At 64.3% G+C, this 12,412-nt stretch carries 16 protein-coding genes; all 16 read left to right on the top strand.

Annotation, left to right across the window (positions count from 1 at the left end):
• Positions 1-10 precede the first annotated feature (10 nt).
• The 16 genes from EP380_RS21305 (at position 11) to EP380_RS21235 (ending at position 12,368) form a co-directional block, all read left to right on the top strand.
• Positions 11-610, top strand: a complete 600-nt coding sequence (locus EP380_RS21305; RefSeq protein ID WP_238719975.1) for a lytic transglycosylase domain-containing protein — start codon at positions 11-13, stop codon at positions 608-610.
• A 5-nt stretch (positions 611-615) separates the two neighbouring features.
• Positions 616-915, top strand: coding sequence for a TrbC/VirB2 family type IV secretion system protein (locus EP380_RS21300; RefSeq protein ID WP_127600645.1), 300 nt, complete (start codon positions 616-618; stop codon positions 913-915).
• 12 nt (positions 916-927) lie between these two features.
• The gene (locus EP380_RS21295; protein WP_127600643.1) at positions 928-1,206 is read left to right on the top strand and encodes a VirB3 family type IV secretion system protein; all 279 of its coding nucleotides are present in this window, start codon (positions 928-930) and stop codon (positions 1,204-1,206) included.
• Entirely contained in the window at positions 1,196-3,571 is a 2,376-nt protein-coding gene (locus EP380_RS21290; RefSeq protein ID WP_127600641.1) for a VirB4 family type IV secretion/conjugal transfer ATPase, read from the top strand. The genes EP380_RS21295 and EP380_RS21290 overlap by 11 nt, the downstream gene beginning before the upstream one ends.
• Positions 3,568-3,735: a hypothetical protein gene (locus tag EP380_RS23655; protein ID WP_164749941.1), complete on the top strand. Its 168-nt coding sequence runs from the start codon at positions 3,568-3,570 to the stop codon at positions 3,733-3,735. Before EP380_RS21290 ends, EP380_RS23655 begins: the two co-directional genes overlap by 4 nt.
• Before the next feature lie 55 nt (positions 3,736-3,790).
• Positions 3,791-4,879: a lytic transglycosylase domain-containing protein gene (locus EP380_RS21285; RefSeq protein WP_127600639.1), complete on the top strand. Its 1,089-nt coding sequence runs from the start codon at positions 3,791-3,793 to the stop codon at positions 4,877-4,879.
• Positions 4,879-5,706 (top strand): type IV secretion system protein, encoded by an 828-nt coding sequence (locus EP380_RS21280; protein WP_127600637.1) that lies wholly within the window; start codon positions 4,879-4,881, stop codon positions 5,704-5,706. Before EP380_RS21285 ends, EP380_RS21280 begins: the two co-directional genes overlap by 1 nt.
• 10 nt (positions 5,707-5,716) lie before the next feature.
• Positions 5,717-6,373 (top strand): VirB8 family type IV secretion system protein, encoded by a 657-nt coding sequence (locus EP380_RS21275; RefSeq protein ID WP_127600635.1) that lies wholly within the window; start codon positions 5,717-5,719, stop codon positions 6,371-6,373.
• Entirely contained in the window at positions 6,374-7,165 is a 792-nt protein-coding gene (locus EP380_RS21270; RefSeq protein WP_238719974.1) for a TrbG/VirB9 family P-type conjugative transfer protein, read from the top strand.
• Complete coding sequence (locus EP380_RS21265) at positions 7,162-8,544, top strand: TraB/TrbI/VirB10 family type IV secretion system protein (RefSeq protein WP_127600633.1); 1,383 nt, start codon at positions 7,162-7,164, stop codon at positions 8,542-8,544. Before EP380_RS21270 ends, EP380_RS21265 begins: the two co-directional genes overlap by 4 nt.
• 1 nt (position 8,545) lies before the next feature.
• Entirely contained in the window at positions 8,546-9,535 is a 990-nt protein-coding gene (locus EP380_RS21260) for an ATPase, T2SS/T4P/T4SS family (RefSeq protein WP_127600631.1), read from the top strand.
• A complete protein-coding gene (locus EP380_RS21255) occupies positions 9,532-9,723 on the top strand; it encodes a hypothetical protein (RefSeq protein ID WP_127600629.1) in 192 nt (63 codons plus the stop codon). The genes EP380_RS21260 and EP380_RS21255 overlap by 4 nt, the downstream gene beginning before the upstream one ends.
• Positions 9,720-10,124 (top strand): hypothetical protein, encoded by a 405-nt coding sequence (locus EP380_RS21250; RefSeq protein ID WP_127600627.1) that lies wholly within the window; start codon positions 9,720-9,722, stop codon positions 10,122-10,124. The genes EP380_RS21255 and EP380_RS21250 overlap by 4 nt, the downstream gene beginning before the upstream one ends.
• Before the next feature lie 6 nt (positions 10,125-10,130).
• Entirely contained in the window at positions 10,131-11,210 is a 1,080-nt protein-coding gene (locus EP380_RS21245) for a TrbL/VirB6 family protein (protein ID WP_127600625.1), read from the top strand.
• 332 nt (positions 11,211-11,542) lie between these two features.
• On the top strand, positions 11,543-11,812 hold the full coding sequence (locus tag EP380_RS21240; protein ID WP_127600623.1) for a hypothetical protein: 270 nt from the start codon (positions 11,543-11,545) through the stop codon (positions 11,810-11,812).
• Positions 11,805-12,368 (top strand): hypothetical protein, encoded by a 564-nt coding sequence (locus EP380_RS21235; RefSeq protein WP_127600621.1) that lies wholly within the window; start codon positions 11,805-11,807, stop codon positions 12,366-12,368. Before EP380_RS21240 ends, EP380_RS21235 begins: the two co-directional genes overlap by 8 nt.
• The last annotated feature ends 44 nt before the right edge of the window (positions 12,369-12,412 follow it).

Raw genomic sequence — 12,412 nt, 5'->3', positions numbered from 1 at the left:
GGTGCTGGTGATGGGGAGCGATGGATCGCTCTCCCCGTCGCGGGCGCAATCCAGCTTTGCCCGCAATTACAATGACGGGATCGGGCAAGGATCGGCCTCGGAGGGGCTGCGTATCTTTGGCGAGGATGGCGACGCCGACGAGGACGCGGCGTTGCGGATCGCGGCGGCGGCACCTCGAGCGCCGGTGCCCGGCCCCGACATTCTGGCCGCCATCGAGCAGACCGGGTTTCGCTACGCGAGCCATGGCGGTCTTCGAACAGCCGGCCTGACCGTCACGGACTGGCTCAACCTCTATCGGGCCAATATCGAGATCGAGAGCGCCTACGATCCGCGCGCCCGCTCCCGTGCCGGAGCGATCGGGCTCGGGCAGCTCATGCCGGACACGGCCCGCGCGCTCGGTGTCGATCCCCATGACTGGCGGCAGAACCTCGACGGATCGGCCCGCTATCTCGCGCTGATGCTGTCCGAGTTCGGCGACGTGCGCCTCGCCCTTGCTGCCTACAATGCCGGTCCCGACGCCGTGCGAGACCACGGCGGCATTCCCCCGTTTCAGGAAACCCATTCCCACGTCCAGCGGGTGCTGGCCGTCTTCACCCGGTTGGAAGGATAGATGTTTTGAAAAGCCCCGTCGCAACCCTTGTCACGCTTGCCACATTCCTTGTGGTCCTCGCCGAACCGGCACTCGCACAAAGCATAGACCTCTCGCCGATTCAGAGCCTGTTGCAGGGGATCGTCGACGCGCTGACCGGCCCCTTGGGCGTAGTCATCGCCACCCTCGCCGTCCTTGGCGTCTTCCTGAGCTGGTTCTTCAACATCATCGACCTGCGCCAGGCACTCTGGGTGCTGGTTGGCATTGCAGGCGTCGCAGCAGCGCCGACCATTGTTGCCGCCGTCTTTGGTGGTGGTACGCCGTAAGGGGTCGACCACGTGGCACAGCGATCCCCCCTCTTCATGGGCCTTGTGCGCCCGCCAAAACTCCTCGGGCTGCCGATCATGTATGCGATGGTCTGGCTCTTCGGCTCGGTGCTGCTCTTCGTCTGGGTGCAGCACATGGTGCTGCTCGGGATAGCAGCGGTGCTTTATCCGATCCTCTGGAAGGCGGCGGACTGGGACCCGCGCTTCATCGACGTGATGATGACGTCGCTCCAGGAGACCCCGCCGACGCGGAACCGCACCGTCCACGGGGGCGACAGCTATGCCCCATAAAGAAGCTCTGGACGAAAGCTACGATGAGCGCACCCTGCTGCCGGACTGGTATGCGCGGGAAAAACGCCTCGCGCAAATGCTTCCTTACGTCAGCCTCGTCAATGACCACACCGTCCGGACCCGGGTCAACGAGCTCTTCCAGTGCATCCGCCTCGGCGGCGTGAATAGCTACACCACCGACGACGTCTATCTCGACAAGGTGACCGCGCTCTTCGCCCGGATCATCGCGCAGCTTGGCCCCGAGTTCAGCTACTACGTGCACAAGGTCTCGAAGTCGATCACCCCGGACCTCCTCCCTGTCCGGGGTGACGGCTTCGCTCACGCCGTGGATGAGGCCTGGCGTCTGAGGCTGGGATCGGCGGGTCTCCGGGACAAGACCCTGACGCTGACCATCATCCACCGCCCGCCGCCAAAGAGTTTCCTGGGTTTCGTGAACCGTTCTGCGCCGGAGCAGTTCAAGGAGGAAACCGCGAAACGGGTGCGGCGTCTCAGGGAGGCGGTCGGGGTCTTCACCTCGGGCCTCGCCGAGCTCAAACCCCGCCTCCTCTCGGCCGCCTCCGGCGAGTTGGTCGGTTTCCTCGGAGCGCTCAATACGGGCCGCGAACTGCCGCTCTACCCGGCAAACCGCTACGGGTTCCTCGCTTACAATGTCGCCAATACCCGCGTGACGTTTCTGGAGGATCACTTCGAGCTCTCGGGTGGCGTGGTCGGTCACCGGTTCGGCAAGAGCTTCACCATCGGCGAATACTCTGAGGCCACCACCTGCACCATGTTCGACATGCTGAACCTGCCGGTCGACATGATCGTCACCCATTCCTTCACGCCGATCAATTCGAACCTGATGGCGGGCCGGATCAAACGCCAGAAACGCCAGATGCAGGCCTCCCAGGATGCCGCGCTCTCGCTCCTCGAAGCGCTCGACATCGCCCATGACGATCTCGAGGCCAAGCGCCAGAGCTTCGGCGAGCACCACATGGTGGTGACGGTCTTTTGCGACAGTCTTGACGAGCTCCAGTCCCTCGGGGCCGAGATCGTCAACGCCGCCGCGGCCGAGGGCGTGAAGATGATCGGCGAGCGCATGGCGGCCAAATCGCATTATTTCAGCCAGCATCCGGGCAACCAGCCGAAACGCGTCCGCGCCAGTGCGGTCACCAACCGCAATTTCGCGGATTTCGCGGCGCTGCATCGCACGCAGCTCGGGAAGGAAAAACACCAACTGCCCTGGGGCCAGGAGATCACGCTCTTCCCGACGCCGGAACAGAGCGCCTATCGTTTCTCTTATCACGAGCAAGGCTCGCCCGAGAAGGAGCCCACCAGCGGGCATACTCTCATTCTCGGCCGACCCGGTTCCGGCAAATCCGTCCTCTCGGCCTTCCTGATGACACAAGCCCGGCGCGTCGGCGCGCGCATCTTCGTCTTTGATTATCGGCTCGGCATGGAAATGGCAGTCCGCGCCAATGGCGGGCGCTACGCGTCGATCAAGGCGGGACAGGCGACCGGTCTCAACCCGCTCTGGACCGAGATCGATGAGCGCGGCACGGCCTGGCTCTCGGACTGGCTCGCCTCGCTCCTCTATCGCGCCGACAAGCCCCTGACCCCGGCCCAGGCCAACCGCATCCAGGAGGTGGTCCGCCAGAACGCCACTGCCAGCAACCCCGCCTTGCGCAACTGGAGGGATTTCGCCTCGCTCTTTGTCTCGACCGATGACAATGGCGACCTTCACCAGCGGCTCTTAGAGTGGACCGAGGACGGCCGGTACGGCTGGATCTTCGGCCAGAGCCTCGAGGACACCTTCTCCCTCGATGGCGATGTTGTGGGCTTCGACCTGACCGGCATTCTCGACAGCGAGAGCGAAAAGGAACGCATGGCCGTGCTCTCCTATCTCTTCCGCCGGATCGAGCGGGAGATCGAGGACCGGCGACCCACCATCATCGCGATCGACGAGGCCTGGAAGGCGCTCGACAACGAATATTTCGCCGAACGCCTTTCGAACTGGCTGGTGACGGCGCGAAAGCAAAACACCGTCGCCGTGATGATGACGCAATATGCGAGCCAGTTAGAGCGCACGCGGACGGGCAAGACCATCATCGAGGCGGTGCCCACGCAGATCCTGCTTCCGAACATCCGGGCGCATGCGTCCGACTACGCGATGCTGAACCTCTTCGAGAAGGAGCTCGACGTGCTCCTGAACACTGGCAGCGACAGCCGCCTCGCCCTCATCCGCGACGACAGAGGCTCGGTCGTGGTCGACGCCGACCTCTCGGCGCTCGGCCCCTATCTCACCATCCTCGGCGGCATGGAGAAGGGCGAGGCCCTCGCCGGGGCCGACTACCGCAACCGTCCTGATTTCTGGAGGCTCTCATGATCCGACCCCTCATCCTCCTCGCCGCACTCGGTGTTCTCTCTTCCTGCGCCGAATATCGCGAGCCCCAGGCCAACTGCTTCGCCTTCCACGCCTCGCTAGATCAGGTCGAGCCGGATTGCATCTTCACACCCATCGGAAACCCGGAAGACGGCATTGAGGTCTAGGGTCGCACATATCCTCCTGGCGGCTCTCCTTCCGGCGGCCGCGCTCGCCCAGGGCGTGCCCACCAACGATTCCGGGCTGACGGCCCGCGATATCGTCGAGACGGGCGACCGGGACGCCGACCTCGCCGTCCAGCGTGAGAAACTCACCGTCGAAGAGTTGCTGACCGAGATCGAACGGGAACAGCTCGCCACGCTGCGCGCCATCCTCGACGCGCAGACGAGCTTCGGCGGCCAGGGACTGCCGGACATGGTCGCAGACCTCGAGGGAGGCGGCAGCGATCCGGACCGGTCCGCAGAGGCGGTCTATGGCTCCGGCGATGTCGATCCCAATCCGGGCGGCGCGGGTATGTTCGGGGATACGGCAGAAAACATCGAACAGCTGATCATCCGGGTCGCCCGGGAGACCTCGGGCCTCGCGGGTGTCGGCCGGGCCGGTCTTTCCGTCGTGCAATGGCGCGCGCTGCTGCAGGCGCTGATATGGCAGGAGAGCCGCTTCTCCATCGGCGCACGCTCGCCCGTGGGCGCCTTCGGCCTGACGCAGATCATGCCCGACACCGCCAGCGATCTCGGGATCAATCCGGAATATTACGACAGCCCCTATCTGCAGGTGGCGGGCGGGGCGCGCTACCTCGCGGAGCAGCTCGCCACCTTCGATGGCAATATCATCAACGCGCTCGCGGCCTATAACGCGGGCCCGGGCCGGGTGTTCGAATATGGCGGCGTGCCGCCCTTCAAGGAGACCCGGCATTACGTCACGGTCATCCCCGAACGCTACAACCTCTATCTCGCGCGGATCGGCGGGATCGAGGCACTCGGCACGATCGATCCCGCGCTCTTCGCCAACGCCCATCTCTCGCTCAGCGGGTTCGGGGCCGCCTTCTACGGCAGCAATTCGCCCGCCGCCATCCGGCAGGCCGCCCTGCGCGTCCAGGACATCGTCACCCGGATCGGCACGACCCGGGACGTCCAGGAGAGCATGGCGCTCAACACCTATGCCCGCGCCGAGCTCGTCCGGCTGATGGCGGCCCGCATTCGCCTCAAAGCCGCACGGACCCGGCCGCTGAGCGCCGCCCAACTGGCCCAGGCCGCCGCCCGTCTGGCCGAGAACGAATTCATGGAGTTCACATTGGAGGACCTGGATTGATGCCCCATAGATTTGTCACAGCCGCCCCGCTCCGCGCTCTGGCCCTTGCCAGCGCCCTGACGCTCATCGGGCCGGTTCTGACCGTCACCCCGGCAAACGCGCAGGGCGTGCCCGTCGTCGACACCCAGAACATCGCCCAGAACATCCAGCAGCTCCGGCAGATGATCGAAGACGAGATCCTGCAGAACGAGCAGCTCGTGCAACTCCGCGAACAGCTTGCCACGCTCACGGATCAGCTCGCGGAGTTGCAACGGACCTATGAGGCGCTGACCCGCCTCGCCGAACTCCCGGAAATCATCCGCACCCAGATGGAAGACGAGCTGAACGGCCTGCTCGACCAGGAGTTCGGCGACATCATCGCCACCATCGAGGCGATCAAGACAGGGGATTTCTCCGGGCTCACCGGGTCCGGTGCCAGCGAGATCGAAACCCAGATGGACAGGGTGCTGGCCGATCTCGGCTTTGACGAGGACACACTCGCCGAAATGGCCCGCAGCGGCAATCCCGGCGCGGGCCGCGTGGCGACCATGGCCACGACCGGCGCGCTGGTTTCTGCTGCGGCCCAGAACAGCTACGAGGATGCCGGACAATCCCTCGAACGCGTCGACCGGCTCGTCGGGCTCATCGACGAGATGGACGAGCTGAAGGAGAGCGTCGATCTCAACACCCGTGTGACGGCGGAACTGGCCATCGCGCTCGTGGCCATGTGGCAGCTCGAAGCGATCCAGACCGTGGGCGACGGCACCGGCGGCGTCATCGATGCCGCGACCATCGCCGAGGAACAGCGGTTCATGGAGTTCACCCTCCCGGAACTGAACGCGGAATGAGGCGAAGGCATTGGACGAAGAAACCGCCATCATCGAGGAGGAACTGGTCTACGGCGCGCTGAGACGGGAACGGCTCTGGCAGCGCCTGGGACTCTTCGGCCTTGGCTTTGGCATCCTGGGCTGCCTCAGCGCGGCCGCCGTGGCCATCCTCGATGTCGATCCACCGCCCGTTGTTGTGCCTTACGACCCCGAGACCGGCTTCGCCTTGCCTGAAGCCTCCGTCGGGGCCACCACTGTCACCGAAAACCGCGCCATTATCGAGGCGGAGGTTTTCCGCTACGTGACCGACCGCGAGGTTTACAACCAGCTCGACAATGACGTGCGCATCCGCAGCGTGTTGCGCCGTTCGGACCGTGCAGCAGGGGCTTCGCTGCGCCAGATCTGGAACTCGGCCAATGCCGACTATCCCCCGACCGTCTATGGACCCAACGCCCGCCTCGACGTCGAGATCCTCAGCATCAACCTGATCGGAAACAACCGGGGCACGGTGCGGCTTCGCAAGCGCCTGACCTCGATTCAGGGGGTTCAGGCGGGCCTCTTCACCGCGACGCTCCTCTTCGAGTTCCGCCCCGAAGAGAGCCGCTCCATCGACCAGGTCTGGACCAACCCGTTTGGCTTCACGGTCGTCGAATACGCGATCCGCTCGGACAGATTGGAGAACCAGTAAGTGTGTTTCACGAAAAAGAACTCAGCGAACGCCTTGCCAGCGTCCCAAAAGCGCGAGACGGGCCAGGCTCTTTGCAATGCGAAACTCACCGGACACGCCCGGGCGTTCCTCGCGGCCTTTTTGATGGTCTCGCTGTTTGCGCCCCACGCGTCAGCCGAGGCGATCCCGCGCGGGGGACCCAACGACCACCGCGTACGGGTCGCCTCCTATCAGGAAGGTCAGGTCTACAGGTTGAACGTCTCCCTGACCCATGTCACGACCATCGAGTTCGGCGAGGGCGAGAGCATCCGGTCTATCATCGCCGGCGACACGGAAGGATTTGAGATCGACGGCGTGCCCGGCGGGCGGGCCTTTGCCATCAAACCCGTTGCCCGCGGCGTCCACACCAATGTGACCGTCTACACCAACAGGCGGAGCTACTATTTCAACGTGAACGAGGTCTCGAGCCCGACCTTCTATGTCGTGCAGTTCCGCTACCCCGAAGACAATCGCCGCCCTTCCAACGCCATCGCGCGCGCCGCACCGAACACCAATTACGGGGCCAGCGCACGGACGGAGTTCACGCCGACCCGGGTCTGGGACGACGGCACCTTCACCTACTTCGCCTTCCCACGGAACGCGCCCGTCCCGGCGATCTTCCGTTACACGAACGGGCGCGAGCGCACGGTGAACACAGGCGCGGTCGAAGACGGTGTGATCCGTGTCTCGGGCGTGGGGCGCCAATGGGTGCTGCGTCTGGGCGAGAACGTAGTCTGTATCGAGGCGACGCCGCCCGCGGAGGCCGCCTCATGAGTGACAATAACACCGATCTCGAACAGCGCCTCGCCGCGCTCGAACGGGGCAACCCGCGCCACGGACCCGCCCCAAAACGCCGCTCGCCGCTCCTCGCCCTCCTCCTCGCAGGACTGATCCTGGCGGGCGGCTTGGTCCTTTTGCTGTTTTCGGGCCCGGGGGAAGAGGTCGCCCTGCCGACGGCCACCCCGGACGAGTTCCAAACCGAAGGTGACGGGTTCGGAGAGATCGAACCCTTCGTGCCGCCGCCCGCCCCGGAACCCGAGATCGTTCTCGTCGAACCAGAACCCAACGCCGAACTTCTGGCGCAGATCGCCGCACTCCAAGCGCAGATCGCGGAGCTGCGCAACGCGCCGGACACCGACGCCGGGGCGGACAGCGCGGCAGCCGAGGCGATCGAGGCGCTGACCGCACGGATCGCAGCACTGCAGGCGGCGTCCGAGAGCGCCCAGGCGCTGTTCCAGGAAGAACTCGCCGCCCGAGATCGCGAACTCCAGCAACTACGCATGGACCTGGACCTTGCGCTCCTGGAGGTCAACAAGCCGTCGCCCGCCCCGCTCGGACCCAGTGATGAGGAGCTCCGCGCCCGCGAAGAAGAGCGGCTCCGGCGCGAGGAAGAGGCACGGCGGCTGGCGGAGCATCAGCGCCGGGCCGAGGAGGAGCGCGCGTTCCAGGAACGGCGGATCGCTTCGCCCGTCATCGCTTTCGGCGGCACAGGCGGCGCCAATGCAGGTGAGACAGAACTCACCGAGCGCAGATTTGGCGAGGTGACAGAATTCGTGCTGAACGGCGCGCTGCCGGTCACGGTCACGCAGGCCGAGGTCATCGCCAACCCCTCGAACACCGTCATCCAGGGCACGATGATCCAGGCCGTGATGGAGACCGCGCTCGACAGCGCTCTCCCCGGCCAGACCCGCGCCATCATCTCCGAAGACGTCTTCAGCTATGACGGCTCACGGCTCCTGATCCCGCGCGGCTCACGCCTCATCGGACGCTATCGTTCCGGTATCGAGATCGCCCAGAAGCGCGTCACCATCGCCTGGGACCGGATCGTCCTGCCAAACGATCAAACCGTCCAGATAAGCTCCTTCGGGGGAGACGAGTTGGGGCGTTCGGGTGTCACCGGCTTCGTCGATGCCCGCTTTGACGAGCGGTTCGGCTCCGCCGCGCTGATCTCCATCATCTCAGCCGCCCCGAGTGTGGCCGCCGCGCAGGTCGAGGATGAGACCACCGCGGACGTACTTGAAGATGTGGGCGATGACCTGGCCGAGGCCACCGACAGTGTGATCGGCGAATATCTCTCCATCGGCCCAGTCATCTATGTCGACCAGGGCGCGCGCGTCACCGTCATGGTCGACCGGGATCTGGAGATTTTCTGAGATGACGCTCTCCTATCTCCAGACCTCACTCGACAAGCTCGCGGACGCCGGACGCGACGACGTCATCGAGATATGCATCAACCCGGATGGCTCTTGCTGGGGTGAGTTCCAGGGGGATCACTTCATGCGGGCACTGGATCAGCGACTGTCGGTCACGGAGGTGCGCGATCTTGGCAACCAGATCGCCTCCTCAGCCAACACGACTATGAGCAAGGACAAGCCCATCGTCTCGGTCTCGATCACCTATCGCGACCGCCCGATCCGCGCCCAGGTCGTGACCCCGCCCGCGGTGCTCGCGGGCATGTCGATCTCGCTCCGGTTCTTCTCGAGCCTACCGCTGGACCATATCGAGCTTCGTTTCCTCTATGGCGAAGAGCGCAAGCTCGAGGAACTGCGCCAGGAGAAAAACTGCGCGCTGCGCGAGGTCGTGGCTTCGGGCGACATCTACGCGGCCATCCGCTTCTGCGTCGAGAACAAGCTCAACATGATCGTTTCCGGCGGCACCTCGACCGGTAAGACCGTCGCGGCCCGGAAAATCCTCTCCTACGTTCCCGATGAGGAACGGATCGTCACCATCGAGGAAGCCGCAGAATTGCTCCCGGCCCAGCCGAATGCGGTGACCCTGATCGCCAACCGCGACGCCGAGTTTCAATCCGCCGACGTGCTCCTGACCGCAACGCTGCGCATGAGGCCCGACCGGATCATCCTCGGCGAGGTCCGCGGCAAGGAGGCGATGACCTTCCTCGAGGCGATCAACACCGGCCATGGCGGTTCGATGACAACCCTCCATGCCGAAACCCCGCAGCTCGCCGTCCAGCGTCTCGCCATCGCCGCGCTCAAGACCGAGATCCCGATGACCTACAAAGACATGGTCCAATACATCGAAAGCTCGATCGACGTGATCATCCAGGCGGGCCGCGAGGACGGCCAACGCGGCATCACAGAATTCTATCTCCCCGGAACCGGATTGCTGGAAAGGCACAAGGCATGAAGCGGTTTGAATACGACATCCTGTTCTGCAAGGTGAAGAAGCAGAAGGATTATGAAGAGATGCGGCGCACCCTGAACGAACGGGGCGCCGAAGGCTGGGAGGTGATCTCCGCCGAGGCGGGCGACTATGGCTATACCGCGTTCCTCAAACGCGAGGCCGTGGACCGGCCGGAGGAGGCGGTGACATGACACGCGCGACCGCTCTCGTCTGCTCATTACTTCTTTTGTCGGGAACCATCGCATCGGCCGAGCGCGACCTGGTCCCGACACTCGACAATCAACCCGATGTCTGCCCCGACCAGCCGCCCGAGCCGGAGTGGATGCGAAACACTGAGGTGCGTGACGCCTACAAGCGCGTCTTGGTCCAGCAAATCTACCGGTTCCAGAGCATGGAACGCATCGTCGACGCGCAAAGCTGCACCTGCGCCACCCGGTATCCGTCCTGGGAGGCCGCGGGGACGGTCTATTTCGATCGCTATTCCTCGGCAGACTATTGGGAGGTGGTCGAGGCAACGTCAGACTTTCGGCGGCAGGCGAACGATCTCCGGAAGCAGGCCATGCCGATCTGCGAAGCGGCGGGCAACTGGTAGCGCGTCATGAGCGTCGTCGCGTATTTCGTTGAAACGGCCGAAGGCTATCTGGACTCCGCGGCCGAAACCCAGTTCGGCGCCGTGGCCGCCACGGTCGGAACGATTCTGGTCCTCGGAACGACGCTCGTGGTCATCCTCGTCTGTCTAAACATGATCTACCAATACCGGTCCATGGACGGCCGGACCGCCTTCTGGCTCGCCGTGAAAATCGGCCTGATCGGGATATTCGCGACCAACTGGGTCCAGTTCAACGCCCTCGCATCCGCCATCCTGAACGGGATAGACAGCATCGCCGGATCACTGGTCGCGTCGGTCGGCGGCGGGACGCCAGGGCCGTCGGGGACCTTCGCCGAGGAGTTCGATCAGCTCATCGCGGCGCTCGGAGACTACCTGAACGCCGCGGGGTCCGAACTGAACTGGATGGCCGGCGCGCTTCTCGACACGCTCGGCGTTCTCCTGCTCTCGATCCTCGGAGGGCTGGCGGCCTTCATCGTCGTCGCCTCCAGGCTCATGATCACGCTTCTTATCGGGATCGCGCCGGTGATGATCTTCCTGACGCTCTTCGAGGTGACCAAGGACTATTTCGCGCGCTGGCTCTCGGCGCTGATCTCCTTCGCGATCTACCCCATCGTCATCGCCGGCGTCTTCGCGACGATCACCGGGGTCTCGCGGGCGTTGCTCGCCGAGCTTGGTGATCCGGAGGGGGCTTCGAACATCGGCGCTCTCCTGCCCTTCTTCATGTTGGTGCTCATGGCCAAGGGGTTCATCATCGCTACGCCCTTCATCGTCCGGTCGGTCTCCGGAAACATCATGATGCCCGCGCTTTCGGCGGGCTTTGGCGGGAGCTATGCCTTCGCCCGGGGCCTGGCAGGAAGCCAGCAAGTCTATAACCGATACGCCATCGGAGGCGCGACAGGCGCCGAGTATGCCGCGCTTCGGGCGCGGCAGTTTCTCGGCGTCCAGGCGCTCCCGACCCGCCCGAACGCCGCGGGCGGCGGGCCGGCCGCACCTACCGGCGACTCATCTGGCAGCGGTGCCCGCATGCTTGCGCAACTGGCACGGCTGAGCAGGTTGGGCAGGCGGTAGCGCTGCCCAGAGGTGGCGCGACTGGCGGGAACAGGCTGTTCGCGGGCCGAACCTTTGCTGTCGGCAGGGTTCATGACAAACAGCATGAATGGTTTTGCGCTGGTGGCGTCGTGCCGCGTTTGGGGACGGCACACTGCTACAGGATCAGGCGCAACGATATCGGCGCCGGTGTTGCTGTCTCGGACGTCCGTCCTGTATCCCCTTCTCAGATCAATGAGCCCGCCGACCAGCCTCCTTAGGGAATGTGCAGCTAGCGGGCAGCAGATTGCAGCGATGTTTTCGTTGAATTTTTAACTTGTCGCTTGACAATTTAAGAGAGTGGAGTATCTAAGGTGCCAAGGAAGAAGCACACGTCAAAGGAAATCGAGGCCGTCATCCAGGAGCTCGAAGAGCTGGGATGGGACCTTATTGAGGGCAAGGGGCACGCGTGGGGGATCCTCCGATGCCCGGCCAACGATAAGGATTGCCGCTGTGGCGAGTTTTGTCAGATGTCTGTCTGGTCGACCCCGAAGAATCCACAGCAGTTCGCGAAAAGGATCCGACAGAAGGCCCTGGCCTGCGTGAAGCTTCAGAAGAACGACGAAGGTAAAGCCGATGGCTGAAGAATTCGAATTCGAACTGGTCTTTGCGCTCCCCGACGGAGAGCACGATGCGTTCGCGCTCTCTGACGCCGTCTTCGAAGCGGGTTTTGAAGATGCCCTCGTGGGCACCGGTCATGCCGGTCTGCTGGGTGTAGAACTGGAACTTGAAGGGGATGAGGCCGAGAGCGCGATCCTTGAAGCGGCGCGGGCGCTGATCAAGGCGCTGCCGGCGGGCACAGTTCTGCGCGAGGTCCGTCCCGACCTGGTGTCTCTTGCGGATGTCGCAGAGAAGCTCGAGGTGAAGCGACAGGCGCTCCAGCAGCGCAAGATGCCCCTCCCCGTTGCCGGTGGCCTCTACCGCATCGATGAGATGATCGAGGTTCTGATGGAAGCCTCAAAGCCGGCGAAGGGGCAGCGTCGTCCACGCTTTAACCTGGCTTCCGCCGCGAAGTGGTTTCGTGCGGGCCCCGCGGCCCGCAGGGTGAACGCCCAGTTGACGATGCGTGAGATTGATCCTGCGACGATTGAGCGAGCCCCTCGACCAGAGCGCGACGACCCTGGCTTTCTTCACCCGTGACAATGGTCGGCTCAAGGGCGCGGCCACAAGACGCCATCGCGGCA

Origin of the sequence: Nitratireductor alexandrii (assembly GCF_004000215.1) — a bacterium.
Taxonomy (GTDB): domain Bacteria; phylum Pseudomonadota; class Alphaproteobacteria; order Rhizobiales; family Rhizobiaceae; genus Mangrovimarina; species Mangrovimarina alexandrii.
Note: the sequence above shows the minus strand (reverse complement) of the source record. Positions and strands in the feature narration are given on the sequence as shown.